Source organism: Streptomyces sp. CB02400, from assembly GCF_001905725.1.
Classification (GTDB): Bacteria; Actinomycetota; Actinomycetes; order Streptomycetales; family Streptomycetaceae; genus Streptomyces; species Streptomyces atrovirens.
This window is the reverse complement of the sequence record NZ_LIWB01000004.1, coordinates 420,123-446,817: the sequence shown is the minus strand read 5'-3', so window position 1 is coordinate 446,817 and position 26,695 is coordinate 420,123. Positions and strand designations below refer to the sequence as shown.

The window sequence follows — 26,695 nt, the reverse complement described above, 5'->3', positions numbered from 1 at the left end:
TGCCGCTCGTGCGGGCCGGTCTCGCTACCGCAGGGGCAGTGCCGTGAGCGTGCCCGCCCGGAGGACGTAGACGTGTCCGGGCGTCGCCGCGAGGGAGTTGGAGACCGTGTCGTGCGCGGGTCCGGAGTAGGTCCACGCGGTCCTGTGGTCACGCAGGTCCACCGCGTACAGCAGCCGGCGCTCGTCGAAGGGGGTCAGCAGGGCCAGCCCGTCGCGCAGCAGGGGCTCGCCGGGCCACAGCCGCAGCGGGGCACGGTGGTCCCAGCGGAACTCACCGGTCGCGGCGTCCAGCGCGATCAGCCGCCAGGCGGCCTGCTCGGCCGTGCCCTGGGTGTCCTCGGGCGCCGCCACGACGTACACCGTGCCGTCCTGGACGGTCGGTGCCCCGTAGACCGGTCCGCCGGGCCAGGTGCTGGGCTCCTCGGCCCCCCAGCGCCAGAGCGTCTCACCGCTGCGCGCGTCGAGTGCCAGTACCTCGCCCTGGCTGACGTGGATCCGCCCGTCCCGTACCACGGCCGCGCTCGGCGCCGGCAGGTCGCTCTCCTCGTCCACGTCGTACCGGGCCGGGTCGACCAGCCGCTCGCCGTACAGCGTCCGGCCGGTGTCGGCGGCGCGGACGGTCAGCCCGAGCCGGGTGACGCAGACCAGCCGCCCGCCCTCGACGACGGCGCTCAGCGGCTCGGCCCCCACCCCCTTCTCCGGCAGTGCTTCGCGCCAGCGCTCCGCGCCGCTGTCGAGGTCGTACGCGCTCAGGAACGGCCGCGCGGGCTCCCCGCCCCGGCCGGGCAGCCCGGCCAGGACGTAGACCGTTCGCCGGTCGGCCGTCAGCAGGGCCGTCGGTTCGAGGGCGGGGTCGCCCAGGGAGTCGTGCAGCGGGCTCGTGCGGCCCGTCTCCGGATCGAGCCGGAGGAGCGCGGGGCGCACCGGGGACGATCCCGCCGCGGTTTCGTCCTCGTCGAGGACGGCGAGCAGCCCGCCGTCCGTGCCCAGGACGTCCCGCAGCGGGTCCCGCGTCCACTTCTTCCGCCCGGTGGCGACGTCCACGGCGGTGTAGCGGGGCCGGATCGCGTCCCTGACCAGGACGACGCCGCCCGCCGCCACGGGCCGGACCTTGTTGTCGAAGGTCCCCTCGAACGTCCAGGCGGCCTCGGGCGGGCCCGTCCCGGCGTCCGCCGCGGTCCGCTCGCCGCCCCCGGGGTCCTGCCGGGTGTACGCGACGGCGCCCGCCGCCAGAGCGCCGGCCGCGAGGAGCCCTCCGCCCAGCGCGAACAGGGCCCGGCGCCGTGACGGCGGCGGCGCGTCCGGTGGTACGTCGGTCGGCGTACGCTCACCGGCGTCCGGGCCGGGTGCCGGTGAGCGTACGGGTTGCAGATCCCACAGTCGCGTGGTGCGGTCGGCGAGGTCGGCGAGGACCGCCTCCGGCAGCGACTCCGCGAACGTGCCCCCTCCCGCCCCGAGTTCCGGGGAGAGCCGGGACGGCGCCGGGCGGTCCGCGGCCTCCTTGCGCAGGCAGGACGCGACGACCGTCCGCAGGCCGTCGGGTACGAGGGTCAGGTCCGGCTCCCCGTACCGGACGCGGTGCAGGATGTCCGCCGCACTGTCCCCCGGGAACGGTGGACGTCCGGTCGCGGCGAAGAGCAGCACACCGCCGAGGGCGAAGACGTCGCCCTCGGGGCCGTGGTCGTGCCCCGTCGCCTGCTCCGGTGACATGTAGGCCGGGGTGCCCACGACCTGTCCGGTCCGGGTGAGCCGCTGGGCGCCGAGCGCACGGGCGATGCCGAAGTCGATGATCTTCGGACCGGCCGCGGTGAGCAGGACGTTGGACGGCTTGAGGTCGCGGTGCACGATGCCCGTGCGGTGGATCTCGCCGAGCGCGTCCGCCAGGTGGGCGCCCACGGCGCGCACGGTGTGTTCGGGCAGCGGCCCCGCCAGGCCCACCGCTTCGTCGAGCGCGGGTCCGAGCAGATACTCGGTGGCCAGCCAGGGCACGGCCCCGTCGGGGTCGCAGTCGACCACGGTCGCGCCGTGCCGGGCGCCGATCGCGCGTGCCGCCTCCGCCTCCAGACGGAACCGGATGCGGAACTCGGGTTCGGCGGCGAACCGCGGGTGCACCGTCTTGAGCGCGACGGTGCGCCCACCGGGCGAACGGGCCAGGAAGACCGTCCCCATGCCGCCGCTGCCCAGCCTGCCGATCAGCCGGTAACGGCCCAGGCGGTCCGGGTCGTCGTGGGTGAGGGGTTGCAGAGTGCTCATGTGACGCTCACTCCACCGGGACGCCGTAGAAGGACCTGCCGTACCGGACCACGCAGATCCCGTCGACGGTCAGCAGCCCGTACGGTTCGAGGCCGCCGGTGTCCTGCTCGCCCACGGCCTGGAACTTCCACAGCCGCTCACCGCTCGCCGCGGCGAACGCGGTGACCTGGACGGCGTCGAGGGACAGCACGGCCGCGCCGGACGCGCTGACGGCCACGGAGGGGGGTGAGTCGACCCCGTCCAGGAAGCCGGTCTTACGGCTCCACTGCTGTCGGCCGCTGACCGGGTCGAGGGCGTACACGACCTGGTCGTTGTCCGCGACGTACAGGGTGTCCCCGGTGAGGACCGGCTCCCCGTACCTGCCGTCCGGGGACGCGTGGCGCATCCGCCAGAGCTCCCGGCCGGTACGCAGCTCGTACGCCCGCAGCTCGCGGTCCTGCGCGGCGTACAGCGTTCCCGTGCCGGACAGGGTGGGCAAGGAGCCGACGGTCAGATCGTCGATCGTCCTCGCCCACACCTCCTCGCCCGAGGCGCGGTCCAGCGTGTAGAACTCCTGCAACCCCTCGGGCTGCTTCTTCCGCGCCTTCGCGTCCCTGGGCCGGGGTGCGTCCCGCGACGACACCAGGAGGCCGCGGTGCGGTAGGGCCCAGGCGACGTATTCGTGCTCCGCGAGGGGTCTCCGCCACAGCGGTTCGCGCCGTACGACGTCGTATGCGAACAGGGTGATCGTCTTCTCGTCGGCGCCGTCGGTCCTCGTGCCGGCGCCCGCGGCCTTCTCGACATTGCCCTTGAACCAGACCACCGCACCGTCCCGGGCCACCAGGTGGGTGCTGCTCATGTCCTCGCCGGTTTCGAGGAGTTGCCCGTAGGGGACCTTGTGCCGGCGGGCACCGTCCTTCACGGAGCGCCACAGCAGCCCCTGGACGCCCAGCACCACGAGAAGCTCGTCGTCGACCCGCACGGGGTGGGAGGCGTTGTCCACCGGCTCCTTGCGCCGCCACAGCTCCCTGCCGGTACGGACGTCGAGGGCGACGAGGGAGTCCCCCGGCAGCAGCAGCACGTCGCCGTGCAGGGCGGGGCTGCCGTAGAACAGCGTGTCCGGCATGTCGTACGCCCACAGCGCCGCCGGGGGCACTCCGGGGACGGGTTCGCGCGGCTTCCGCGCGGCCGGCTTTCCGGTCGCGGCGGGGCGCGGGCGGTCGTCGGTCGCCCACGCCGTGACGCCGCCGCCGAGCGCCAGCCCCGCCGCGCCGGACAGCACCCCGGTCAGCAGGGCCCTGCGGTCGGGGCCCGCGGCACGGCGCGTGGTGGGCCGGGCCGGTGGGACGTCCCGCTCGCCCGCCGGGCCGGCTTCGGACGCCGGGCTCGCGCCGGTGGCGGCCGCCGGGCTCGCGTCCGGCACGGTCGGTGTGGCCGGGACGGCGGGCACGGCCTCCTCCCGGTCATCCCGGTCCTCCCGCGCCTCCAGCCCGAGCACGGCCGACGCCTGCTCCGCCAGGGCGGCGGTCAGCCGGGCCGGCAGCCGGCCCGCGCTCACCGCCGCCGCCGCGCCGGAGGGAGCGAGGACGGCCGCGAGCACGGACGGCTCCGGACGCTGTGCCGGGTCCTTGGCCAGGCACCGGGCGAGCACCGGACGCAGCTCCTCGGGGACGGAGGCGAGATCGGGCTCCTGGCGCGCGATGCGTTCGGCGGCCCGGTGGCGTGCGGCGCTCCCGGAGACGTCCCCGGCGACGGGACGCGCGCCGGAGTGGTCCGCGCCTGCGGGGCCCGTATCCGCGGGGTCCGTACCCGCGTGATCCGCGTCGAGGGGGTCCGCGCCCGCGTCGTTCGCGTCGAAGGGGTTCGTGCCCGTGGCCGCGTACGCCAGCAGTGTGCCCAGTACGAAGACGTCGGCGGGCGGCCCCGGCCGGTGGCCGGCGACCTGTTCCGGTGTCAGGTAGCCGAGTGTCACGGCCAGTCCGCCTCCCGGCCCCTCCGCCGCCGCCGTGGCCGCGCCCAACGGGCCGAACGCGCTGATCCGAGGACCGTCGGCGGCCAGCAGCACCACCTCGGGACCGAGCCCCTGGAACGCCCCGCCGGCCGCCGCGCGGGTGCGCTCGAGCGTCTCGGCGAGGGCCGCGCCCAAGGCCCGTACGACCGGTTCGGGCAGCGGTCCCGTCAGGGCCACGGCCTCGGCGAGCGAGAGGGAAGGGGTGAACGGCGAGGCGAACCAGGGCACCGGGTCGTCCGGGGCGGAGTCGAGTACGGGCTGCGCCCACGGCCCTGCCAGCCGTGCCGCCGCCGCGAGTTCCTGGCGGAAGCGGCTGCGGAAGACGGAGACCGCCGCCAGCCGTGGCTCCGCCGCGGTGACGGTGACGGTGCGTCCGTCGCCCCCTCGTGCCAGGTAGCTGCGAGTGGTGCCCGCCTCCCGCAGCACCGCGAGTGTCCGGTACGGGCCGAACCGCCGTGGGTCTGCCCCGTTCAGATCCCTCAAAGCCCTCAACCCCCCTTTGCCGCAAGGACGGTGGGAAATCCTAGGACACCGCGACGACACGTGTCGGCCCGCGCCGTCACGACCGGGTCACAGTGGAGGCAGGGCGAACAGCCGCTCCCCGCACTGCATGACCGGTACGCCGTGCACCACCGCCACCAGCCACGCGCCCGCCGGATCGCCCGGCGGGACGAAACGGTACTGCTCCTCCATCGTGCTGATCCGTACGGCGAGGACGCCGGCCGCCGGGTCGGCCGGCGTCAGGTGGACGCCGTCGCCCGCGACGACGGGGGCGACACCGGCACGCGGCCCCGACGGACCGCCGAACGGGTCCCACGTCCCGCCCATGTCGAACTCCGCTCCGGAGGCGGGGTCCTGGCGCGCCACCCTGCGCAGGACGTCGCCGTCCGCCGCGTACAGATGGTCGCCGCGTACCGTGGGCGGCCCGAAGCCGGTGGAACCCTCGGCGGAGTCCTGGCTCGGCAGCTCCCAGAGCCGCTCGCCGTCCGCCGGCCGCAGGGCGCGCAGCCGCGCGCCGCCCAGGTAGACACCGCCGTCGCCCGCGGCGGGCCGCAGCGCGGTGTCGGTGCCGGTGTCCTGCCGCCAGGCCTCCGCGCCGTCCCGGGTGCGCAGCGCGTGCACCACGCCGTCGTCCCCGGTGAGCAGGAGCAGCCCGTGGGCGACGGTGGCCTGCGCGGTCGCACCGGTGCCGGAGGGCGCCGTCCGCCGCCAGCGCCGGGTGCCGTCCCCGGTGCGCACGGCCGTGATCCCGCCGGAGCCGTCGAGCCCGTACACGGTGTCGCCGTCGGCGGCCAGGAGCGTACGCAGTCCGCCGGAGCCGCGCCACCGCACGTCCCCCGTGTCCGCTGCGAGGGCGACCGGCGCACCGTCCTCGTCGAGGGCGAGGGGCCGCTCGGCGGTCACCACGGTGCGGATGTTCTCCGTCCGCCAACGCTCCTCGCCCGTACGGGCGTCGAGAGCCACCACGCCGTTGCCGGGGAGCGCGGCCAGCAGCAGTGTTCCCGCCGCGGTCGGCGGGAACGGCGGCTCGGGTGCGAGGCCGGGGACCTCCCACAGGGGATCCGGCTGGGTGCCGGGGGCGCCCGTCCAGCGCGGCACGGGAGCCGCGGCCGCGTCGCTTCGGGCGCCGTCGTCGGCGTACCACCGCCAGGCCGCGGTGCCCGCGCCGGCGAGCAGCAGTGACCCGCCGGCCGCGGCGAGCACCGAGCGCCGTCGCGGTGGCCGCCGGCCACCCGGACGTTCCTCGGGGACCGGGTGCCCGGCCAGTTCGGCGGCGCGGCGCTCGCGTGCGGCGATGTCCAGCAGGACGCCCGACGGCAGCCAGTCCGCCGGAACCGGGACACGGGCGGGTACGCGCCCGAGGAGCGCCGCGCCCGCGCCCGCCCTCGCACGGCCGCCGCCCCCGCTCCACAGCTCCTGGAGCCGCGCCGCCGTCGGCCGCAGCGCGGGGTCCTTGGCCAGGCATCGGGCGAGCACCTGGCGCAGCCCGTCCGGTACGGAGGTGAGGTCGGGCTCCTCGTGGGCGATGGCGAAGTCCACCAGCGCGGCATGGGCGCCGAACGCGTGGTGGCCGGTGCTCGCGAAGGTGAGCAGCGCTCCCAGCACGAAGACGTCGCTCGGGGGCCCGAGTTCACCGCCCAGTACCTGCTCCGGTGACATGTAGCCCGCGGAGCCCGGTCGCTGCGCGGCCAGGGTGAGAGCCGTCGCGTCCGGCATCCGCGCGATGCCGAAGTCCACGACGCGCACACCGTCGGCGGTCAGCAGCACATTGGACGGCTTCAGATCCCGGTGCACGACTCCGGCCGCGTGCAGCGCCAGCAGCGCGTGCGCGAGCAGGGCGCCCAGCACCCGGACCGCCTCCGGCGGCAGGGGCCCCCGGTCGGTGACGGTGCGCTCCAGCGTGGGCCCGGGTACGAACTCTCCGGCGAACCACGGCACACGGCCGTCGAGGTCGGCGTCGTACACCCTCGCTATGCACGGATTGCGCACGGCGCCCGCCGCGCGTATCTCGCGCTTGAAGCGCGCCAGGAAGTGCGGGTCACCCGCGTTCTCGGACCGCAGGGTCTTCACCGCGGCCAGTCGCCGTCCCGCCTGCCCCAGATAGACGGTCCCCATGCCACCGGCCCCGAGCACCCCCAGCAGTCTCCACGGCCCGAGCCGTTCCGGATCGCCGGTCCCCAGAGGCCGCACCAGTTCCGCCACGGCGTTGATCGTATGGGGTCGGGGCCGAAGACGGTGGGGTGCCGGCCATGCCGGTGCTCGTGGGACCGGCCGTCGGCCTCTCGTCCGGCCTCCTTCTCGCGGAGTCAGTGCCGGTGGTCGCCGTCGCTGTGCTCCTCACCGGTCGTCGGCTCCGGTGTGCCGGCGGGAGCGGTCTCTCCGGTGTGGACGGTGAAGGCCGCGGTGCGGACGGTGCCGTCGTGCTGGAAGTCGAGGAAGAGGCGGTACGTCCCGGCGGTGGGCGCGGTGGCGGTGAAGGAGACGTCGGGGCCGGGCTCGGTGGTGCCGTCGCCGGGTTCGCCGTTCGGGTGGACGTGGAGGTAGGCGAGGTCGCCGGAGCGCAGGGCGACCAGGTGGCCGTAGGCGCCGAGGTAGGGCTCCAGGTCGGTGACCGGGCGGCCGTCGCGGCTGACACTCAGGGTCAGTTCGGAGGCCTTGCCGGGGCGCAGGTCACCGCGGAGTGCGACGGTGTAGCCGTCGACCGAGGCGGTGGCGGCGGGTTCGGGCAGGGCCGGCGCCCTGTACGTGCCGGAGGCGGCGAGGTCCGCGCCCAGGGTGAGGTTGCCGGCGCCTCCGGCGGCCGGGGTGAAGTCGGCGAAGACCCGGTAGGTGCCGGCGGCGGGCAGGTCGACGGGGGTGCTCCAGGTGCCGTCGGCTGCCCGTGTGGGATGCAGGTGCCGGTAGGTGACCAGGTCGCGCGAGGCGAGGATGAGGTGGAGCTCCTTGCCGTGCTCGCGTCGGTAGGAGGTCACCTGCCGTCCGTCCCGGTCGCGGACGGTGAAGCGGAGTTCGCTCTTCTCTCCCGCGGTCACGCGGGGCGTCCCGAGGTCCAGGGTGTATCCCGCCTGGGAGACCTGCAGGCCCGCGGGGGCCGTGTCCGCGTGTCCGCCGTGGCCGGAGGGCGCCGGGCTCTCGTGTTCCGCGTGGGCCGCCGGTTCCTGGTCCGGGGCGGCGGGGTCGACCGCCGTGCCGACGCCGTAGGCGGTGCCGAAGGTGGCCGCGAGCGCGGCGGCGAAAGCAGTGATCTTTACGCCGGTGTTCATGACGTGCCCTCTCGTGTCGGTGTCGTGTCGCCGCTTCTGCTGGACTGAGCTCCGACTATATACCCCTGGGGGGTATACGCAAGCGGGTCGTCGATGTTTGCCAAACATACCCGGAGGGGGTATATCTGGTTGGCATCGGCGGTACCCCCCAGGGGTACGCCATCGTCTCGTCTCGTTTCGTCTAGGAGGAACCATGTCCTGCTGCACCCCTGACGGCAGCTGCTCCACCGCCACCGCCACCACCACGGCGACCAAGGGCACCGCCACCGTCTACGACGTCTCCGGGATGACCTGCGGGCACTGCAAGGCCACGCTCACCAAGGAGATCGGCGCCCTGGACGGTGTCCTGGCGGTCGACGTCGACCTCGAGGCCGGCCAGGTCACCGTCACCACGGCGGACGAGCCCGACGACGCGCTGCTGGCCAAGGTCGTCGACGACGCCGGCTACGAGCTCACCGGCCGCGCGGCCTGACGGGCCCGCACACCGGCCGGGCCCGCCCGAGGGCCCGGCCCCCTTCTCCCCACGTTCCCTCTGCCCCGATCAGCCCGAGGAGCAGCAATGGCCACCACGGTCCCCGACACAGCCGAGGTCGAACTCGCCATCGGCGGCATGACCTGCGCCTCGTGCGCCGCCCGGATCGAGAAGAAGCTCAACCGGATGGACGGGGTCACCGCCACCGTCAACTACGCGACGGAGAAGGCCAAGGTCCACTACAGCGGTGACGTGTCCGTCCCGGAGCTGATCGCCACGGTCGAGGCGACCGGATACACCGCCCGCGAACCCGAGCCGGTGCGTACCGGGCCCGCGCCCGGCACGGAGAGCGCCGAGCCCGCCGACGAGCTCCGGCCGCTGCGGGAGCGGCTGATCACCGCCGTACTGCTGGCCGTCCCGGTCATCGCGATGGCGATGGTGCCGGCGCTGCAGTTCGAGTACTGGCAGTGGCTGTCGCTGACGCTGGCGGCACCCGTGGTGACGTACGCCGCCTGGCCGTTCCACAAGGCCGCCTTCACCAACGCCCGGCACGGCGCGGCCACCATGGACACGCTGATCTCGGTCGGCACGTCGGCGGCGTTCCTGTGGTCGCTGTGGGCGCTGTTCTTCGGTACCGCCGGCACGCCCGGCATGACCCACCCCTTCGAGCTGACCATCGCCCGCAGCGACGGCGCCGGGAACATCTACCTGGAGGCCGCCGCCGGGGTGACCGCCTTCATCCTCGCCGGCCGCTACTTCGAGGCCCGCTCCAAGCGCAAGGCCGGGGCCGCCCTGAAGGCCCTGCTGGAACTGGGTGCCAAGGACGTGACCGTGCTGCGTGGCGGCCGTGAGGAGCAGGTGCCGGTCGCCGAGCTGAGGGTCGGCGACCGCTTCCTGGTCCGTCCGGGCGAGAAGATCGCGACCGACGGCACGGTCGTCGAGGGCACCTCGGCCGTCGACGCCTCCATGCTCACCGGCGAGTCGGTGCCGGTCGAGGTCGGCGTCGGGGACGCGGTCACCGGCGCGACCGTGAACGCGGGCGGCCGGCTCGTGGTCGAGGCGACGCGGGTCGGCGCGGACACCCAGCTCGCACGGATGGCGAAGCTGGTCGAGGACGCGCAGAACGGCAAGGCCGCCGCCCAGCGGCTCGCCGACAAGATCTCCGCGGTCTTCGTTCCGGTCGTGATCGCCCTGGCGCTGGGCACCCTGGGCTTCTGGCTCGGCAACGGCGCGGGCCTGACGGCCGCGTTCACCGCCGCCGTCGCCGTCCTGATCATCGCCTGCCCGTGCGCCCTGGGTCTGGCCACGCCGACCGCGCTGATGGTCGGCACCGGGCGCGGCGCCCAGCTCGGCATCCTCATCAAGGGCCCCGAGGTCCTGGAGTCCACCCGCAAGGTCGACACCGTGGTCCTGGACAAGACCGGCACCGTCACCACCGGCCGCATGACCCTGCTCGCCGTGCACACCGCCGACGGCACCGAGGAGGCCGAGGTGCTGCGCCTCGCGGGCGCCCTGGAACACGCCTCCGAGCACCCGATCGCCCAGGCGGTGGCGGCGGGCGCCGCAGGCCGCGTGGGCGCCCCGCCCGTTCCCGAGGACTTCGCCAACGTCCCCGGTCTCGGCGTGCAGGGCATCGTCGACGGCCACGCCGTCCTCGTCGGCCGCGAGAAGCTGCTCGCCGAGTGGGCCATGGAGCTGCCGGCCGGTCTGGCGCGTGCCAAGGCCGACGCCGAGGCGGCGGGCCGTACGGCGATCGCGGTCGCCTGGGACGGTGAGGCACGGGCGGTCATCGAGGTCGCCGACGCCGTCAAGGACACCAGCGCCGAAGCCGTCACCCGGCTGCGCGCCCTGGGCCTGACCCCGATCCTCCTCACCGGGGACAACAAGGCCGTCGCCGAGTCGGTGGCCGCGGAGGTCGGCATAGCCGCCGAGCACGTCATCGCCGACGTCATGCCCGAGGACAAGGTCGACGTCGTCAAGCGCCTCCAGAACGAGGGCCGTTCGGTCGCGATGGTCGGCGACGGCGTCAACGACGCCGCCGCGCTCGCCCAGGCCGACCTGGGGCTGGCCATGGGCACCGGCACCGACGCCGCCATCGAGGCCGGCGACCTCACCCTCGTCCGCGGCGACCTGCGCGCAGCCGCCGACGCCATCCGCCTCGCCCGCAAGACGCTCGGCACCATCAAGTCCAACCTCTTCTGGGCCTTCGCCTACAACATCGCCGCCCTGCCGCTCGCCGCCGCCGGACTCCTCAACCCGATGATCGCCGGAGCCGCCATGGCCTTCTCCTCCGTCTTCGTCGTCGGCAACTCCCTGCGACTGCGGGGCTTCAAGGCCGCGAGCTGAGACGCTCCCCAAGGGGTGGGGGCGGGCCCTCGGGCCCGCCCCCACCCCTTTTCGGCGTCCCGCACCGGTGAACGGCCGAGGGCGGTGCGGGGGTCGGCGGGGTGCCCGCGATGACGGCGGTGAGGAGCGCTTCCTTGCTGCCGAAGTGGTTGTAGACCGTCACCTCGGAGAGGCCGGCCGTGGTGGCGATGGCGTCCATGCCGACGCCGAAGCCCTCCCGGAGGAACGACTCGCGGGCGGCCCGCACGATGGCCTGCCGCTTGAGTGCGGCACGCGCCCCGCTCGGTGGCCGCCTGGTCCGCCTCCGGCTTCCAGCGGGGATCCGCCGACCGATTCTCCGACGCGTTCACGCTGTGCGCGGTCGCCGCCGTCGGCGCGGCCCTCACGCTGTGCGCGGTCGCCGCCGCCGTCGGCGCGGCCCTGGCGCCGGTACTCGTACCACGGGGCAAGCCCCGGAGGACGGGTGGACCGCACGTCCACTGACGCCCTCCTCCGGCGTCCGCCGCGGATGCCGGAGGAAGCCTCGGGGCTTTCCGTCCGCGGGACTCGGGGACGGCCGTTTGAGGCGCGGCGCCCGGTGTCACCCGGCCACCACCGAGGCGAGGGGCACTGTCCGGTGCCCTGCCGGCCGCAGAACAGGAGGTCCCATGACCACTTCCGTGAGCGACATGCTCCGTACGTACCCCGCCGATCTGGGCGGGGTGGACCGGGAAGCCATGGCCAGGTGCATCGAGGAGTGCCTCGCCTGCGCGCAGGCGTGTACCGCGTGCGCGGACGCCTGCCTGTCGGAGGGGATGGTCGGCGATCTGACCAAGTGCATCCGTACCGACATGGACTGCGCCGACGTCTGCAACGCCACCGCGTCCGTCCTGTCCCGGCACACCGGCTATGACGCCAACGTCACGCGGGCCGTCCTGCAGGCCTGCGCCACCGTCTGCAAGGCGTGCGGCGACGAGTGCGCCGGTCACGCGGACATGCACGAGCACTGCCGGGTCTGCGCCGAGGCGTGCCGGCGCTGCGAGCAGGCGTGCGACGAACTGCTGGCCGGTCTGGGCTGAGGCGGGACGGCGGCGGCGACGCCGGGCGGCCCCTGGAAGCTTCCAGGGGCCGCCCGGCGTCGTGGTGGTGCGGGTCAGTGGTAGGCGTGGACGACGGCGTGGCCCTTGCCGCGGCCGATCATCCACTTGTTGACCGGTGTGGTGATCACGAACGCCACGGCGAAGCCGCCGAGCAGCGCGTACCAGAACAGTCCGTCCGACAGGTGTGCGTCCATCGCTCCCGGCGTCAGCGCGATGATGCCGTTGTCGACCAGTTCCATCACCGCGATGGAGACGGTGTCGGCGGCCAGCGCGACCTTGACCGCGGCCTTCAGGGACACCCCGGCGCGCACCACCGCGAAGAGGGTGAAGGAGTAGCCGAAGGCGAAGGCCAGGGTGATCGCGAGGGCCATGGTCGGCACGTTGCCCCACATCAGGGCGGTGCCGATGACCATGCCGAGGATCTCGCCGATGGCGCACCCGGTGAGGCAGTGCAGCGTCGCCTTCATGGCCGTGGCCCAGGTCGTGCCGTGCGCGTGACCGCCGTGGTCGTGGCCACCCGTGTGGGCGGTGTGGTCGTGCGCGGTACCGGAGTGGTGCGTGCTGTGGTCCATGACCCTCATCCCCAATCGACGTGCCGCAAGGACCCGGGCGGCCCCACACTCGGAACCATATACCCCCAGGGGGTATTCCGGAAGCCTGGATCCGCCACGGGGGCGGGCACCGGTGATGCCCGCCCCCGTGCTGACGTGATGCGGTCAGTCCTCGCCGAGCAGCTTGTTCATCTGCTCGATCTCCGCGCTCTGCGAGGTGATGATCTCTCCGGCCGTCTTCTTGGCCGGGGCGTGGGCGCCGTCGGCCTGCTCGGTCTTCGCCATCTCGACCGCGCCCTCGTGGTGCTTGACCATCAGCTCCATGAAGGCGGTGTCGAACGCCTTGCCCGAGGAGTTCTCGAGCCCGGTCATCTCCTCGGCCGTCATCATGCCGCCCATGTCGTGCACGGAGTGGTCCGTGGCACCTTCGGCGGGCACGTCCTCGCCCCACGAGGTCAGCCAGCCGGAGAGTGTCCTGATCTCCGGGTCCTGGGCCTTCTTGATGTCCGCGGCGAGCTTCCTCACTTCGGCCGACTGCGCCCGGCCGGGCGCGAGGTCGGCCATCTCGATCGCCTGACGGTGGTGGGGGATCATCCCCTTCGCGAAGGCCACGTCGGCGGCATTGTGCTGCCCCTGCGACGCCGAAGCCGAAGCCGAAGCCGATGCGGAGGTGGAGGCGGTGGCGTCGTGGCCGCCGTGCCCGGCTGAGGCCGAGGCGTCGCCGTCGCCGCCCCCGCCACACGCGGCGAGAACGAGCGCTGCCGCACCCGCGGCGACAACGGCGGCAGTACGGCGGACGAGTGAACGCTTGTGGATCATGGTGGTGCAACTCCTTGGCGCGCGCCGTTCGCGGCGCGCGGTAGGAACGGATGTCAGAGCGTGCGGAAGCACGGCACCCGTCACCGGAAAACACCGGGCACAGGGGTGTCGAGCGGGCCGCTCTACATCCGCAGGAGCTGCAACTCGGAAAGGTCGGGCGGGGCCCGGCCGTCATGGGGCGACCCCATGGCCGCCGCGGTGGGCGCGAGGGCCTGGGGCGGGGCCGGCAGGGCGCCGGTCAGCGCGGGCGGCGTGTACGCCGACCCGATTCCGGCAGCCGCACACGTCCCGTCGGCGTGATCGAGGTGACTCGGTCCACCGTCCGTGTGCATGCACCCCGCGCCCGCGTGCGGAACACCATCCGCCGCGGCCGTCACCATCTCGTGGCCGGCACCCGCCCGCGCCGGCACCGTCACGCCGGGGGCGAGGCCGTGCATGCCCAGCACACCCGCCAGCACCGTCATCACCAGCAGCGCGAGCAGCCGCCCGGCCGGGCGGCTGCTGGATCGGGTGCTCCTGGTCACGCGCTCATCGTACGGTCCTGTCGTGGGAGCGGCTTCCGGGCCGGGCCCGAAGACCACGGTCCCGGTGGTACCGGCCCTGGCGCGGGCCCTCCAGCACGAGGTGAGGGGCAGGACGTGCCCAAGAGCCACGGCATCGGACACACCGCCCGAAAGACACCCACCCCCCTCGGGCCCTCGGGCCGGACGGCGATGAGCCTGTCGAAGGTCCGCGTCACCACCGGAACCGCCACGACACCGCGCCGCAGCCCCATCAGGCCGAACGCACCCGCCGGGTGGACTCCAGCACCGAGGTCAGAAAGCGACGCACCGTCTCCAGCTCGCCCGCCTCGAAACCTTCCGCGGCCGTCACCACCTCGCCGATCACCGGCCCGAAGAAGGCCCATCCGAGTCGTGTGGCCTCCTCCTCCACCTCCAGCAGCACGCGTCGCCGATCGGCCGTGTCCCTGCTGCGCCGGACCCATCCGAGCCGCTCCAGCCGGTCCACCAGGGCGGTGGTCCCGGACGAGTTCAGGCGCAGTTGCTCGCCGAGCCAGCCGGGCGTGGCACGGGTGCCGGCCCGTGCCGCGTCCAGCAGGTGGATCAGTGCGCGCACATCGGTGGGATGCAGCCCGTGGCGCGCGGCGAACTCGGCGCCGAGCAGGTCGAACTCCACGGTCACCGCGCGCAGCGAGTGAACCAGCCCCATCACCGGACTCTGATCGTCCATGCACACTCCCTCGGACCCTTGCATAGTATCTCGCTGAACGAGATTATCGCCGAGCGAGAGGAACGCCCGTGTCCCTGTCGGCTTTCGACCTTGCCTACGACGAACTCCGCGCCCGCTGGCCCGACTCCACCGAGGAGCGTGACGTCGCCACGCCGTACGGGCGCACCCGGGTCCATGTGCACGGCCCGGCGGACGGCAGCCCGCTCGTGCTGCTGCCCGGCGGATCCGCCACCGGCCTGGTCTGGTTCGCCAACGCACCGGCCCTGGGCGGGCGGTACCGGATCCACGCGGTCGACCTGCTGGGCGACGCCGGCCGCACCGAACGCCGGGGCACCCCGTTGAAGAGCGCCGACGACCTGACAGCCTGGCTGGACGCGCTGCTGGACGGGCTGGGGCTCGCCCGCACGCACCTGTGCGGGCACTCCTACGGCGCCTGGCTGGCCGTCAGGTACGCCCTGCACGCACCACAGCGGGTCGACCGCCTCGCCCTCGTCGATCCCACCCAGGTCTTCGCCGGATTCCGCCCCGGCTACCTGCTGCGCGCGCTGCCCACCCTGATCCGCCCGAGCCGGGCCCGTGCCCGCGCCTTCCTCGCCTGGGAGACGGCGGATGCCCACCCCGACGAGACCTGGCAGCGCCTCTACGCGCTGGCCACCACCGTCCCCGGCCGCAAACTCATCGCCGGCACCCGCCCCCGGGCCGCCGGTCTCCGCATGCCGGTACTGGTCCTGCTCGCCAAGCGCGGTCGCGCCCACGACGCCGCCAGGGTCGCCGACAGGGCCCGCCGGACCCTCTCGCGTGGCGAGGTGGCACTGCTCCCCGGAGCCACCCACCACTCCCTGCCACTCACCGGGCCGAAGGAGTTGAACGACCGGCTGATGGATTTCCTGGGCTGACGGCGCCGGACGTCACCTGCCGCCCGTCCTGATCCAGCGCCAGGCGACGGCGCAGGTCACGACGGGCGCGACGAGCATGGCCACCATCCACAGGCCCACGCTCGCCGGGGAGTAGACGTAGTAGTGCCACTGCTCCGGCAGGAGCGAGGGCGCGAGCAGGAGCAGGACCAGCGCGGTCCACGTGCCCAGTACCGCCGCTGCCATGCGTCCCGCCGTCGCCATCATTCCCGGCCCCCTCGACAACTGCTCATCCCTTCGATTCACGGTGTACCGACGCACAGGCCTCAGCCGTCCCGCGCCCACGGCCGCAGCTTCTCCGGGTTGCGGACCGCCCAGATCCGGGTGACGCGCCCGTCGGAGACGTCGAACGAGGCCACGGTCATGACGACGCCGGCACGCTGGGCCACCAGGCCCGGCACCCCGTTGACCGACCGCTCCAGGAGTTCGAGCCCCGGCGCCTTGTCGGCGATGGCGACCATGTACTGGGCGATGCGCGTGCCGCCCTCGACCGGACGCAGGACGGTACCGACCATGCCGCCGCCGTCGGCGGTCATCACGGCGGCCGGGTCGAGGAGGCCGACGAGGGCTGAGATGTCCTTGGTCTCCCACGCCTCCTTGACGCGCCTCACCACGTCGGCCCGGCCGCTCGCCGTCACCTCGGCGCGCGCGACGGTCAACCGCCGCCGGGCGGACGCCGCCAGTTGTTTGCAGGCCGCGGGGGTCCGGCCGAGAACGTCGGCGATCTCGGCGAACGGGTACCGGAAGACGTCGTGCAGGACGAACGCCACCCGCTCGGCCGGGGTCATCGACTCCAGGACGACGAGGAAGGCCATGGACACCGACTCGTCCAGGACGATCCGGTCGGCGGGGTCCGCAGGGCCGGTGCCGCCCTCACGGTTCCACTCGGTGCGGTCGGGCAGCGGCTCGGGCAGCCACGCGCCGACATAGCGTTCACGGCGGGCCCGCGCCGAGCCGAGCACATCCAGGCAGATGCGTCCGGTCACCGTCGTCAGCCAGGCGCCGGGGGACAGGATCTCCTCCTGCCGGCTCCGTGACAGCCCGAACCAGCGCGCGTAGGCATCCTGTACGGCGTCCTCGGCCTCGGTCACCGACCCGAGCAACCGGTAAGCGACGTTGATCAGCCGGCCCCGCTCGGCGGCTACCGCATCCGTTCCGCTCCCGACGGTCCCCATGCCTTCGGCCCCCTCGCCTTACCTTTCGCGGGCCCGCGTCGTCGGGCTGGTGAGACCATTATCGATTCGCCCTCCCCGAGGGCGGAAAAGGGGACTGTGACATGGCCACTCAGGTGACGGCGGACACGGAGCGCGGTTTCTCGTTCCTGCGGACCGCGATCGCCCTGCAGACCCTGACCATTTTCCTCCAGGCGGTCTCCGCCGGACTGCTGCTGACCTCGGCCTACGGCGAGACGCTGCACAGCGTCGGAGCCCGTGTGATGTACGGGGCGTCGATGCTGTACCTGCTCGCGGCGGTCCTGGCGTGGAAGCCGGGCGGCGGCTCACCCCGACCCGTCCGGCACGCGACGGGTTTCCTCGTACTCGCCTCGACCCAGGTCGTACTCGGCATCGCACACGTTCCGTCGGTCCACCTCCCCCTGGGCGTCCTGATGTTCGGCCTGAGCGTGCTGGCACTGGCCCGGCGCTGAGGTCCGACGCGAAGCCCGCCGGATCGGCCGGGACGCGCATCGGAAGCGAGCCGGGCCCCGGCCGGGCGTCGGATCCGCGGGCCGGCCCCGGCTCCGTCGAAGGGGAGCCCTTCGGTGTGCCGACGCGCGGGGGACCCACCCGGTGCCTGCGGCGCAGGCGGGGCCCGGCCGGCTCGATCGTCTGCATGATCCGGGCGACGCGCTTGTGAACCACCGCCTCGCCGTGACTCCCACGTGCCCGCCCGCACCTTGGAACGTCTGACCGGCATGCGGGAGCATCCCGGTCGTCAGCCCGTGCCGGTGAACCTGGCCATGCACGTGGGGCAGGGTGCCCTCCTCGGCGTGCTGCGGTCGGTGATGGCGCACGCCGGGCTGCGCGGGCCCTGGTCGTCGGGGAAGTTCGCCGTCGTCCGCGTCACCAGTGACCAGATCCTGGAGAACGCCACCGGTGTCGGTGCCCCGCCCCAGACCTGGCCGCGTCGTGAACTGGTCGTCGACCTGCTGCACAAGACGGTGTACGCCTTCGCGACCGGTGCCGTCGCCGACGCCTTGGCCGCCCGTTCGGGTCCCGGCCCGGGACAGCGCCACGCCGCGGTCCGCACCGGCCGACAGGTGGACGTCGGCCCCGTGCCTCGCGACCGGGCCCGGAGGCGGTGACGCCGCCGGAGGGTCACCGGCGGTCGTCCCACCTCGGCGACCGCCCTGGGGATGGCGAGAGCCGCTCAGGAGGCTCGTCCCGTTCGAGCGGACCCCAGCGCCCGGGCTGTTCGGTGATGATGCGGCAGGCGTCCGTGATCACCTGGTCGGCGATCCAGCCGAGGGGTTCGATCTCCGTCACCAGTGGTTCGTTGTCCGGCCCGCGGGCTGTCTCGGAGCCGTGCAGGACCCAGGGTCGGGTGCGGGCGTCCTTGACGTGCGGCAGGTGGCAGTAGTCGTACAGTCGGCGGGCGACCCAGACGCGCACGGGTCGCTCGCCCCACCAGTCTTCGAGGTCCAGCGGGCTGGCCGACAGGCCCGGCAGCTTGATCCCGGTCAGGTCGTCCGTACTGCTCGTCTTCGGCAGGTCGCGTTGCGGCCCGCGGGACCAGCGCACGTAGAGGCCGCGGCGGCGGGTGATGAGCCGGGTGAGCTCATCGAGGCTGCTGAACGTCGGCAGGTCGACGGTCTTGGTCATGGTGTGGTGGGGCGATGCCGGGGGCAGTCAGATGGCCAGAAGGGAGTCGTCTTCGGTACGCGCTCCGGGCAGCCGGTGGCGGGCGGCGACGAGGGCGGCGTCAACGTCGCTGGTCCCGGTCGACACGCACAGCGTGTGAGCGACGTCCTCCATACGCCGACGCGCCTCCTCGGCGCCGTCTTCGGCGCGCAGGGCGCGCAGCGTCTCGTACTGCTCGATGAGGTTCTTCAGCACGACGGGGTGTGCCAAGAGCATCGGGAGCCTCCCTCGTCACCATCGCTCGCGTGGGTCATACACCGACCCGTGTGCCCCGGGCCCGGGCCCGCCAATCCGGTGTGTTCCCGCACCCGGCGGCCAGGAGGTCCGGAGGCCGGTGTCGAGCTCAGCCGGTGGACGGGGCCCGGAGCAGGTCGCCGACCTCGGGGCCGGGCAGGGAGCGGGCTACGCCGGCCTGGGCGACCACGCCGACCAGGCCGTGCCCGTCGATCACCGGCAGGCGGCGCACCTTGTGCTCCGTCATGGTCCGCGGGATCTCCTCCACGTCGTCGTCGGCGCCGATGGTCACGGCCTCGCCCTGGACCGGGTCGCCGGCCGGGCAGAGCGGTGATCCGCCCCCACAGGGGCACGGGGGTTCGCGGTCAGGACTCGGGGTCCGACCTGTGGCGGCCGCGCCCCGGACAGTCATCGGGCCTGGCCGGGGGTGTGCGGGACCGCCCGTGGGATACCTGACTGCCGAGCGCGACCCACGTCCTCAGGAGGCTCACGAACATGCAGGACAACGGCAGGACCGAAAGCGCCGACCCGCAGAACGGCGCCGAGCCGAAGCCGCCCTACCCCAAGCAGCGGCAGCAGGCCCCGGGGCTGGAGCGTGACATGCGCCCACGGCCGCGCTACGAGGCGAAGCGTTACCGTGCGGCGGACAAGCTCCGCGGCAAGGTCGCGCTCATCACCGGCGGTGACTCGGGCATCGGTCGCGCCGTCGCGCTGCTGTACGCGCGCGAGGGCGCGGACGTGGCCATCGTGTACCTGCCCGAGGAGCAGCCGGACGCCGATGAGACCCGCGACGCGGTACAGGCCGCAGGGCGGAGGTGCCTGCTCCTGCCGGGCGACCTCGCCGACGGCTCCTTCTGCCGGGAGGCGGTCGAGCGGACGGTACAGGAGCTGGGCGGCCTGAACATCCTGGTGAACAACGCGGCACACCTGAACAGCCAGACCGACCTCTCGCAGCTCAGCTTCGAGGACTGGGACAGGTCCTTCAAGGTCAACGTGTACGCCTACTACCACCTGGTACAGGCCGCGCGCCCATACCTCGAGACGGGTGACGCGATCATCGCCACCGCCTCGGAAGAAGCCCTCAGGGGCAGCGACACCATGATCGACTACGGGGCGTCCAAGGCGGCGTTGGTCAACTTCACCAAGTCCATCGCCGAGCACCTCGCCAAGGACGGCATCCGCGCGAACGTGGTCGCGCCCGGTCCCACCTGGACGGTGCTGAACGTCGCCGACCCGAACATGCCGCAGGAAGGGCTCGCCCATCTGGGCAGTGAAGGTCCGCTCGCGCGTGTCGCGCAGCCGGAGGAGATCGCGCCGGTGTACGTGTACCTGGCCTCCGACGCCGACTCCAGCTTCACCGTGGGGGAGATCATCGCCGTCACCGGCGGCATCACCACCACCGACTGACCCGCCCACCGTCCCCGTCGACCCGAAGGCACAGACCGTGGCATGGATCGTCCTGATCGTCTCCGGAGCCATGGAGGCCGTGTGGGCCACCGCACTCGGCAAATCCGGGAACTTCTCCCGGCTCGTGCCGACGCTGGTCTTCCTCGCCGGACTGGCCGCCAGCATGATCGGCCTGGCCTATGCGCTGCGCACTCTGCCGGTGGGCACCGGGTAAGCCGTATGGGTGGGCATCGGAGCCGTGCTCACGGTCACGTACTCCATGCTCACCGGCGGTGAGTCGGCGACCGCGCTCAAACTGCCCATGCCGGCGGGAATCGTGGGCTGTGTCGTCGGACTGGAACTCCTGGACTGACACCACGAGCGTACGCGGTCGGCGTACAGGACTCCGGGGAGGCGCCGAGGAGCCAGGCTGCCGAGGCGATGGGACGACCGGGGCCGGGCCATGGGCCCGGCCCCGGTCACGGCTGGCCGTCCCGGACCTACTTGCCCATGGCTTTGCGGACGGTGTCCTTGGTGCGGTCCATGAGGGCGGCGACGGGTCCCAGGGCCATGTTCTTCGCCCCGGACTCGACGCCCGGGTGGGGGCGGGTGGGTGCCATCGCCTCGGCGGCCTTGATCGCCTTGGCCATCGCGGCGAGGCCGGTGACGTCGGTGCTGCGGCGGATGTGGGTGAACTCGTAGCGTTCCTCGGCCCGCGCGTGCTCCTGGACGTCCTTGCGCAGCTTCAGCAGCTGGGGCATGAACTTCGGATCGTCGGTGTCCAGTTCGTCGAGGGCGGCCAGTGTCTCCTTGGCGGCCTTCTCCTCGGCGAGACGGTCCTTCACGACCTGCTCGCCACCAGGGAAACCCTTGCGGGCGAAGGGGTGGACGACCTCTTCCTCGGCGGTCTCGTGCACGGCCAGCAGGCGCACCAGGCGGCGGAAGGCGTCGCGGCGTTCCTCACCCCTGGTGGCCTCGACCTCGTCGAAGAGGTTGCGGATGTCGCCGTGCTGGCGCATCAGCAGGGAGACGACGTCGTCGTCCTTGGCCAGGTCGTCCCCGGCGTGCGGGGTCTTCAGCTCGGACATCGAGGCCTCCCTACTTCTCGCGCTGGGAGGGGTCGGGGTGCTCGCCCTCGGTCTGGACGCGGTACTCGCGGCCGAACATGTCCTGGTGCTCGTGGATCACCCGGTCGCTGGGGGGTGCCTCGCCGCCGTGGATCCGCTCCTGCATCTGCTCGAACCGCTCGTGCGCCTCACGCACGTAGCCGGCGCCCAGTGTCGTGAGGTCCATCTGGGTGTCCAGCAGCTCGCGCAGGTAGCCCTTGTTCGGCTCGAAGGTGAGCACGTTGGGCAGCTCGGGTGCGAGCACGGAGGCGGGATCGCGGCCGTCGTGGCGGCGCATGAGGTCGCAGGCGGCGTGCAGGTGCTCCAGCTCCATGTTCAGGTGCAGCTCCCAGATCGCCTTGACCTTGGGGTCGCTCTCCTGCTCCATGAAGGAGTGGTAGAGGTAGCACTCGTTGTACTCGTGGTTGACGAGCTGCTCCCACCACGTCTCGCCCGGGTCCACGAGGGACTCGTAGTGGGTGACGTGCTCCTCCTCGATCAGCCCGATCTCCTGGTAGAGCTGGCGGGCGATCGGCTCCATGTAGGTGGGGCCGGTGTTCATGTAGAAGTTCATGGTCTGCTGCTCCGCCGACATGATCGTCAGCGCGTGCAGCTTGGACAGCGGGTTCGTCTCGTCCTTGGCGTAGGGGTCGCGGACGTTGTCGACCGGATCGCGGTGGTGGAACCGGGTGGGTCGTCCGGGCATGACCTCGGTCAGGCCGTCGACGATCGACTCCGCCTTGCGGTGCTCGATCATCTCGTACAGGTTCGCGTACCGGTACAGATGGTCGAAGTCCTCCAGCACACCGAACTGGTACGCCTGCTTCAGGTACGGGTCCGGCTCCATCCGGGCCACCCACGCCGTCAGGTCCACCGCCACCTGCTCGTACGCGATCGTCGTCTCCAGCACCGAGGAGACACCGGGGAGCAGCCAGTTCACGACCTTCTGCTGCTGCGCCTCGATGTAGCGCACCCGCGCCAGCTGCCGCTTGATCTCGGGATCGACCGTGTGCCGGGCGAGCTGGTGGCTGAACAGGATCGCCTCCACCTCGATCCCGTTCATCGTGATGATCCGGCACCGGGTGTACGGGTCGCAGTGGTCCGGGTCGATCGGATCCACGTTCAGCTCACGCCAGCTGCGCAACTGGCGGTCCAGCGGGATGCCCCGCTGCTCCAGCGGATTGAACGTCATGGGGGGTGCCTCCTGAAGACGAGGGGACTCGCGCGCCGCTGGGGTACCCCGCCTCAGGCGACGAGCACAGACGTGGTCCTCAGTCTGTTCACGACGGGCGCTTTCCAGCCACCACTCAGGTCCGCGGGCCGCGTGATTCCCCCTGGTGGACCAACCGAGCGGGCGGACGCCGTGCTCATCGGCGAGTGTGTCCGCACCTCACCGGACCGGACGGCACGGCGGCCGGCGGCAGACGACGGTGACCCGCCCGCCACCCGGGGGCGCCGACCTCGGACACACCGGTGTGCCCTCGACGCGCTTCGGCCGCCTGACGGCCCCTCCAGCACCTGGCGAGGGCGGAAAACGAAGGCTCCGTCGACGGCCACGCCGACGGCACGGGCGCAGGAGGCGCGCAGACCAAGGCCGTAGAAGGAAAGGTCGCAGAAGGAGCGGTGTCGGACGGTGGGGCGCGCCTGTGACGGGAACCCGGACTCTGCGGACCGGCCGCCCCTCCGGCACGGAGGACGGCACCGGTCCGGGTATCAGGCGTCACCGCGAGGCAGGAGCGGCCGTGACCATCTCGATCACCCGCCGGGATTCCGCAGCGCTGGGAGGCAACGGCAGCATCCTGATGCGCCAGCGCAGGGACCACGCTCGGCTCGACACGATGATGAACCGCTGGCTGGCCGGTGGTGCGGACGACGAGCTCGACGCCTTGTGGCAGGGCATCGTCCAGCTGGTGTTCAGCCACGCCTTCGCGGAGGAGACCGTCCTGTGGCCCCTCCTGCGCCGTGCGGCCCCCCACGGCGAGGAACTCACCAGTCACGTGGAGGAGGAGCACCAGGCGATCAACGATCTGGTGGCACGGGTCGAGAAGTCGCCCGACGACCCCCGGCGTGCCGAGTGGATCCAGCAGGCGTTCAGCCTCATCCGCCAGGACATCCGGGACGAGGAGGACGAGCTGCTGCCCCGTCTTCGGGACGAGTTCAGCGACCGTCAGTTGCGGCGGATCGGCGCCGCGTGGGAGACGGTGCGGGCGACCGCTCCGACCCGCCCCCACCCTGGCGTGCCGCGGCGCCCGCCGGGCAACGCCCTGCGAGGCGTCCCCCTCAGCGTGTTCGACCGGCTGCGTGACCTCGCGCCGGTCAGCGGCCCCGTCGCCCGCCGCGCCTCCTCGGTCGCCTTGGGCGCCGTAGGAGCCGCGGCCGTCGTATTCTGCGTGGTCCGTACCACCCGTCGTCCGGGGCGCCACTGACGTCCGAGGAAGTCCTGCCGTCCGTGCCGCCGCGTCCGGCGGTCGGGCCTCCTGTCGTCCGCCGGCGGTCGGCACCCACCGTCGGAGGACCCACCTCACTCGTCGCGACCGTCGCCGGTCCGCCCGTGGCGGGAACCGGCGTACGCGGCGTCGCGAAGCCGGCGCAGCCGCCCGGTGGGGCGCAGACCGGTCAGGTTGTGGGCGTACGGGTCGTAGGACACGGTGCGGGAGGACGGAGCGGTGCGCACGGCTTGCAGGCTCAGGTTGGCGAAGGTGCGCCAGTGCTCGTCCGGGGCGGCCGCCCGCAGTGCGAACCGGACGGGCCCGCGGGCGAGCTCCTGCCGCAGCGTCGGCCGCACGTCGTCCCGGCGGCCGTCGGTGACCGGGAAAGCCGCCAGCACGCGCTCTCGATCCCCCACCCGGTAGGACAGCAGGGTCGAGTACGGCCCCTTCAGGGCGTCGGGCCGGGGGAGAGGCAGATGGCGGCCGAACCGGCCGGGGCGGCTGGACGTGAACAGCAGGTCGAGCGTGCTGCCCGGTCCGTCGGCGTCCTCGACGCGGACGGCCAGTCCCAGGCCGTCCGGCAGCCCTCGGGGCAGGCCCAGCGCCCGTGACCAGCGCACCGTCACCGGGTAGGAGCCGGGCCGGTCGAGCCACGGCACGCCCCAGGCGGTGCCCGTGTGGGCGGTGACGGTCAGTGTCCCCGTGCACAGCAGCCCGTGGGGGTGCAGGGCCGGTGCCGAGCGCCACCAGGCCAGGCGCCGGGCGAGTCCGTGGGCGACCCGACTGATGATCATGCGGTCCTTCAGGGCTGGGGGCGGATGACGGCGCGTACGCAACCGTCGGTCTTCTCCTTGAACATGTCGTACGCCGTGGGCGCGTCGTCGAGCGAGAGGCTGTGGGTAGCCAGGTGGGACGTCTGGATCTCGCCCGCGGCGAGCCGGTCGAGCAGCATGGGGATGTAGCGCTGGCCGTGCATCTGGGCGCCGCGCACGGTGAGCCCCTTGTTGATCACGGCGCCGAGCGGGAACTTGTCGACGGCGCCCGCGAAGACGCCCAGGACGAAGACGGTGCCGGCCTTGCGGCAGGCGTGGATGGCCTGGCGTACGGCGGTGGGCCGGTCGGTCTGGAGGCGGAGCTGCTGCTTGGCCTGGTCGTACAGGTGCATCGGACCGTCGCTGTGGGCCTCCATGCCGACGGCCTCGATGCACACGTCGGGGCCGCGTCCGCCGGTGCGCTCGCGCAGTTCCGCGGCGACGTCGGTGGTGGTGTAGTCGATGGTCTCCGCGCCGGCGTACCGCTCGGTCATGGCCAGCCGCTCGGGGATGCGGTCGATGGAGATGACCCGTTCGGCGCCCTTCAGGATCGCCGCCCGGGCGGCCATCTGCCCCACGGCGCCGCAGCCCCAGACGGCGACCACGTCACCGGGCTTCACCCCGGCCAGGTCGGCGCCCATCCACCCGGTGGGCACGGAGTCGGAGACGAACAGGGCGCTGGTGTCGTCGATGCCCTCGGGGATCTTGAAGGCGCCGTAGTCGGCGAAGGGGACGCGGACGTACTCGGCGTGGCTGCCGCGCAGGCCGCCCATGGCGTGCGAGTAGCCGAAGATGCCGGCGGCCTCGTAGCCGAAGAGGGCCTGGCCGATGCCGGGGTTGGTGTTGGTGTTGTCGCACAGGGACCACAGGTCGTTGGCGCAGTACCAGCAGCGTCCGCAGCCGACGAAGGAGCAGACGACGACCCGGTCGCCGACCTTGTGCTTGCGTACGGCGGAGCCGGTCTCGACGACCTCGCCGACGAACTCGTGGCCGATGACGTCGCCGGCGCGCATGGCCGGGATGTAGCCGCCGATGAGGTGCAGGTCGGAGCCGCAGGTGGTGCCCGCGATCAGCCGCACGACGACGTCCTGGTCGTTGCGCGGCTCCGGGTCGGGGACCTGCTCGACGGACAGCTTGTTCACGCCTTCCCAGCACAGCGCCTTCACAGCACTCCCTCCCCACCGGAGCGACGGGTGAACACCTCGACCAGCTTGCCGCCCGGTGTGGAGCGGGTCGTGGGCGGCGCGTCGGGCCGCAGTACCTCGCCCGCCTCCAGCAGGGACTTCGCGTCGCGCAGCGCGCGCCGCAGTTCCTGACGCGGGTCCTGCCCGGCCAGACGCGAGGGCACGGAGGTGGACGCGGCGGGCACGGGCTCCTTGAACCGTGCGGCCAGTTCCGTGCCGCGGTCGCCCGGCGCCGGGCGGATCCGCACGTCGATCCGTTCCGCCAGGTCGTCCAGGGGCGGTGGCGGCTTCCCCTCGGACCCCACGTCCGTGGGCGGCCGGTTGACCGTCACGGTGAGCCAGCGGTCGCCCGCCCGCTCGTCGGCCCGGTGCGCCGGCCGGGACCGCCGCACGGCCGCCGCCCCGGCGACCGCGACCGGAACCGCCCACCACAGCTTCTTCATCGAACGCCCTCCGCTTCCGGTGTCCCGGCGGCCACCGTCGGGCGCCGGGTTTCCGTGGTCACCCGCATGAAACGGTGACGGTCGGGACAAGGCGGGGCCGCGAGTACGCGGAGCCCTCCCGCACGCCGGGACACGGACGGCCCGCCCCCGCCTGCGGGTGCCCTCCGCCTCGGTGCCCGGCGGCCGCCGTCCGGCGCAGGCTTCCGCGGCCTCCCGGACAGGACGGTGACGGCCGCCGGGCGAGGCCGGGGAGCAGGTAGGTCGGGGAGCCTTGGGTACTCGCCGGGGCATGATGAAGCGCGCGCTGTGGCAAGGGCTGGTGGCCGGCACGGCCGGGGTGCTGGTGATGACGCTGGGCGAGAAGGCGGAGCAACGGCTGACCGGCCGCCGTGACTCCCACGTGCCCGCCCGCACCTTGGAACGTCTGACCGGCATGCGGGAGCATCCCGGTCGTCAGCCCGTGCCGGTGAACCTGGCCATGCACGTGGGGCAGGGTGCCCTCCTCGGCGTGCTGCGGTCGGTGATGGCGCACGCCGGGCTGCGCGGGCCCTGGTCGTCGGGGAAGTTCGCCGTCGTCCGCGTCACCAGTGACCAGATCCTGGAGAACGCCACCGGTGTCGGTGCCCCGCCCCAGACCTGGCCGCGTCGTGAACTGGTCGTCGACCTGCTGCACAAGACGGTGTACGCCTTCGCGACCGGTGCCGTCGCCGACGCCTTGGCCGCCCGCTCGGGTCCCGGCCCGGGACAGCGCCACGCCGCGCTGCACTCCGGCCGTCACCCCGACGTAGGACCTCCGCCCCGGGGGCGGTCGGGCGTGTGAGAAGT

The 26,695-nt window shown here is 73.1% G+C and carries 30 protein-coding genes and 1 pseudogene; 12 read left to right on the top strand and 19 right to left on the bottom strand.

The window, feature by feature from the left end:
- Positions 1-24: 24 nt before the first annotated feature.
- The 4 genes from AMK33_RS13100 to AMK33_RS13085 all read right to left on the bottom strand — a co-directional run bounded on the left by AMK33_RS13100 (position 25) and on the right by AMK33_RS13085 (position 8,007).
- Entirely contained in the window at positions 25-2,253 is a 2,229-nt protein-coding gene (locus AMK33_RS13100) for a protein kinase domain-containing protein (RefSeq protein ID WP_073932959.1), read from the bottom strand.
- 7 nt (positions 2,254-2,260) lie between these two features.
- Positions 2,261-4,726: an outer membrane protein assembly factor BamB family protein gene (locus AMK33_RS13095; RefSeq protein ID WP_143203826.1), complete on the bottom strand. Its 2,466-nt coding sequence runs from the start codon at positions 4,724-4,726 to the stop codon at positions 2,261-2,263.
- Positions 4,727-4,813: 87 nt separating this feature from the next.
- Positions 4,814-6,946: a serine/threonine-protein kinase gene (locus tag AMK33_RS13090; RefSeq protein WP_079194829.1), complete on the bottom strand. Its 2,133-nt coding sequence runs from the start codon at positions 6,944-6,946 to the stop codon at positions 4,814-4,816.
- 104 nt (positions 6,947-7,050) lie between these two features.
- Positions 7,051-8,007 (bottom strand): hypothetical protein, encoded by a 957-nt coding sequence (locus tag AMK33_RS13085; RefSeq protein ID WP_073932957.1) that lies wholly within the window; start codon positions 8,005-8,007, stop codon positions 7,051-7,053.
- Between the two features lie 193 nt (positions 8,008-8,200).
- Between AMK33_RS13085 and AMK33_RS13080 the strand changes: the two genes are divergently transcribed.
- Positions 8,201-8,479, top strand: coding sequence for a heavy-metal-associated domain-containing protein (locus AMK33_RS13080; RefSeq protein ID WP_073932956.1), 279 nt, complete (start codon positions 8,201-8,203; stop codon positions 8,477-8,479).
- Positions 8,480-8,566: 87 nt separating this feature from the next.
- A complete protein-coding gene (locus tag AMK33_RS13075) occupies positions 8,567-10,825 on the top strand; it encodes a heavy metal translocating P-type ATPase (protein ID WP_073932955.1) in 2,259 nt (752 codons plus the stop codon).
- On the opposite strand, the gene AMK33_RS45165 is transcribed toward AMK33_RS13075, so the two are convergent.
- Positions 10,809-11,072 carry a TetR/AcrR family transcriptional regulator gene (locus tag AMK33_RS45165; RefSeq protein WP_383462032.1) on the bottom strand — a complete coding sequence of 88 codons (264 nt, stop codon included), beginning with the start codon at positions 11,070-11,072 and terminating at the stop codon, positions 10,809-10,811. The two genes, AMK33_RS13075 and AMK33_RS45165, sit on opposite strands and share 17 nt — an antisense overlap.
- A gap of 17 nt (positions 11,073-11,089) precedes the next feature.
- Here AMK33_RS45165 and AMK33_RS13065 point away from each other — a divergent pair, with 17 nt between their 5' ends.
- Entirely contained in the window at positions 11,090-11,308 is a 219-nt protein-coding gene (locus tag AMK33_RS13065; protein ID WP_073932954.1) for a hypothetical protein, read from the top strand.
- A gap of 164 nt (positions 11,309-11,472) precedes the next feature.
- Positions 11,473-11,883 carry a four-helix bundle copper-binding protein gene (locus AMK33_RS13060; protein ID WP_073932953.1) on the top strand — a complete coding sequence of 137 codons (411 nt, stop codon included), beginning with the start codon at positions 11,473-11,475 and terminating at the stop codon, positions 11,881-11,883.
- Between the two features lie 74 nt (positions 11,884-11,957).
- Here the strand turns inward: AMK33_RS13060 and AMK33_RS13055 are convergent, their stop codons facing one another.
- The 4 genes from AMK33_RS13055 to AMK33_RS13040 form a co-directional block, all read right to left on the bottom strand.
- The gene (locus AMK33_RS13055) at positions 11,958-12,476 is read right to left on the bottom strand and encodes a DUF4396 domain-containing protein (protein ID WP_073932952.1); all 519 of its coding nucleotides are present in this window, start codon (positions 12,474-12,476) and stop codon (positions 11,958-11,960) included.
- Positions 12,477-12,620: 144 nt separating this feature from the next.
- Positions 12,621-13,274, bottom strand: coding sequence for a DUF305 domain-containing protein (locus AMK33_RS13050; protein WP_073932951.1), 654 nt, complete (start codon positions 13,272-13,274; stop codon positions 12,621-12,623).
- 122 nt (positions 13,275-13,396) lie between these two features.
- On the bottom strand, positions 13,397-13,798 hold the full coding sequence (locus tag AMK33_RS13045; RefSeq protein WP_073932950.1) for a DUF6153 family protein: 402 nt from the start codon (positions 13,796-13,798) through the stop codon (positions 13,397-13,399).
- 250 nt (positions 13,799-14,048) lie between these two features.
- A complete protein-coding gene (locus tag AMK33_RS13040) occupies positions 14,049-14,504 on the bottom strand; it encodes a MarR family winged helix-turn-helix transcriptional regulator (protein WP_073932949.1) in 456 nt (151 codons plus the stop codon).
- Between the two features lie 68 nt (positions 14,505-14,572).
- Between AMK33_RS13040 and AMK33_RS13035 the strand changes: the two genes are divergently transcribed.
- Positions 14,573-15,400 carry an alpha/beta fold hydrolase gene (locus AMK33_RS13035; protein ID WP_073932948.1) on the top strand — a complete coding sequence of 276 codons (828 nt, stop codon included), beginning with the start codon at positions 14,573-14,575 and terminating at the stop codon, positions 15,398-15,400.
- A gap of 12 nt (positions 15,401-15,412) precedes the next feature.
- On the opposite strand, the gene AMK33_RS13030 is transcribed toward AMK33_RS13035, so the two are convergent.
- Positions 15,413-15,604 (bottom strand): hypothetical protein, encoded by a 192-nt coding sequence (locus AMK33_RS13030; protein ID WP_073933053.1) that lies wholly within the window; start codon positions 15,602-15,604, stop codon positions 15,413-15,415.
- 80 nt (positions 15,605-15,684) lie between these two features.
- Positions 15,685-16,593, bottom strand: coding sequence for an RNA polymerase sigma factor SigJ (sigJ, locus tag AMK33_RS13025; RefSeq protein WP_073932947.1), 909 nt, complete (start codon positions 16,591-16,593; stop codon positions 15,685-15,687).
- 101 nt (positions 16,594-16,694) lie between these two features.
- Here sigJ and AMK33_RS13020 point away from each other — a divergent pair, with 101 nt between their 5' ends.
- Both AMK33_RS13020 and AMK33_RS13015 read left to right on the top strand, forming a co-directional pair.
- Positions 16,695-17,063 (top strand): hypothetical protein, encoded by a 369-nt coding sequence (locus tag AMK33_RS13020; RefSeq protein ID WP_073932946.1) that lies wholly within the window; start codon positions 16,695-16,697, stop codon positions 17,061-17,063.
- 267 nt (positions 17,064-17,330) lie between these two features.
- A complete protein-coding gene (locus AMK33_RS13015; protein WP_235618084.1) occupies positions 17,331-17,720 on the top strand; it encodes a hypothetical protein in 390 nt (129 codons plus the stop codon).
- 13 nt (positions 17,721-17,733) lie between these two features.
- Here AMK33_RS13015 and AMK33_RS13010 read toward each other — a convergent pair whose 3' ends face one another.
- From AMK33_RS13010 to AMK33_RS13000, 3 genes and pseudogenes are all read right to left on the bottom strand, one after another.
- Entirely contained in the window at positions 17,734-18,237 is a 504-nt protein-coding gene (locus AMK33_RS13010; RefSeq protein ID WP_073932944.1) for a DUF6098 family protein, read from the bottom strand.
- Between the two features lie 27 nt (positions 18,238-18,264).
- Positions 18,265-18,492, bottom strand: a complete 228-nt coding sequence (locus AMK33_RS13005; protein ID WP_073932943.1) for a DUF5133 domain-containing protein — start codon at positions 18,490-18,492, stop codon at positions 18,265-18,267.
- 127 nt (positions 18,493-18,619) lie between these two features.
- Positions 18,620-18,829, bottom strand: a pseudogene (locus tag AMK33_RS13000) (CBS domain-containing protein); the annotation flags it as partial.
- A gap of 176 nt (positions 18,830-19,005) precedes the next feature.
- On the opposite strand from AMK33_RS13000, the gene AMK33_RS12995 reads away from it, so the two are divergent.
- Genes AMK33_RS12995 through AMK33_RS44895 form a run of 3 tightly spaced genes read left to right on the top strand, consistent with a single transcriptional unit; the run spans position 19,006 to position 20,269 of the window.
- Positions 19,006-19,917: an SDR family oxidoreductase gene (locus AMK33_RS12995; RefSeq protein WP_073932942.1), complete on the top strand. Its 912-nt coding sequence runs from the start codon at positions 19,006-19,008 to the stop codon at positions 19,915-19,917.
- Positions 19,918-19,954: 37 nt separating this feature from the next.
- A complete protein-coding gene (locus tag AMK33_RS44900; protein ID WP_327379178.1) occupies positions 19,955-20,131 on the top strand; it encodes a DMT family transporter in 177 nt (58 codons plus the stop codon).
- Positions 20,132-20,140: 9 nt separating this feature from the next.
- A complete protein-coding gene (locus AMK33_RS44895) occupies positions 20,141-20,269 on the top strand; it encodes a hypothetical protein (RefSeq protein ID WP_327379177.1) in 129 nt (42 codons plus the stop codon).
- A gap of 127 nt (positions 20,270-20,396) precedes the next feature.
- Here the strand turns inward: AMK33_RS44895 and AMK33_RS12985 are convergent, their stop codons facing one another.
- Positions 20,397-20,984 (bottom strand): hemerythrin domain-containing protein, encoded by a 588-nt coding sequence (locus tag AMK33_RS12985; protein WP_073932941.1) that lies wholly within the window; start codon positions 20,982-20,984, stop codon positions 20,397-20,399.
- A 10-nt stretch (positions 20,985-20,994) separates the two neighbouring features.
- Positions 20,995-22,194 carry a hypothetical protein gene (locus tag AMK33_RS12980; protein WP_073932940.1) on the bottom strand — a complete coding sequence of 400 codons (1,200 nt, stop codon included), beginning with the start codon at positions 22,192-22,194 and terminating at the stop codon, positions 20,995-20,997.
- A 550-nt stretch (positions 22,195-22,744) separates the two neighbouring features.
- Between AMK33_RS12980 and AMK33_RS12975 the strand changes: the two genes are divergently transcribed.
- Complete coding sequence (locus AMK33_RS12975) at positions 22,745-23,428, top strand: hemerythrin domain-containing protein (RefSeq protein WP_327379176.1); 684 nt, start codon at positions 22,745-22,747, stop codon at positions 23,426-23,428.
- 95 nt (positions 23,429-23,523) lie between these two features.
- Here the strand turns inward: AMK33_RS12975 and AMK33_RS12970 are convergent, their stop codons facing one another.
- The 3 genes from AMK33_RS12970 to AMK33_RS12960 are packed head-to-tail and all read right to left on the bottom strand — an operon-like array spanning position 23,524 to position 25,870.
- Complete coding sequence (locus AMK33_RS12970) at positions 23,524-24,225, bottom strand: phosphodiesterase (protein WP_073932939.1); 702 nt, start codon at positions 24,223-24,225, stop codon at positions 23,524-23,526.
- An 8-nt stretch (positions 24,226-24,233) separates the two neighbouring features.
- Positions 24,234-25,385: a zinc-dependent alcohol dehydrogenase gene (locus AMK33_RS12965; protein ID WP_235618083.1), complete on the bottom strand. Its 1,152-nt coding sequence runs from the start codon at positions 25,383-25,385 to the stop codon at positions 24,234-24,236.
- Between the two features lie 20 nt (positions 25,386-25,405).
- Positions 25,406-25,870, bottom strand: a complete 465-nt coding sequence (locus AMK33_RS12960) for a hypothetical protein (protein ID WP_073932937.1) — start codon at positions 25,868-25,870, stop codon at positions 25,406-25,408.
- A gap of 289 nt (positions 25,871-26,159) precedes the next feature.
- Here AMK33_RS12960 and AMK33_RS12955 point away from each other — a divergent pair, with 289 nt between their 5' ends.
- Positions 26,160-26,690, top strand: a complete 531-nt coding sequence (locus AMK33_RS12955; RefSeq protein ID WP_073932936.1) for a hypothetical protein — start codon at positions 26,160-26,162, stop codon at positions 26,688-26,690.
- The last annotated feature ends 5 nt before the right edge of the window (positions 26,691-26,695 follow it).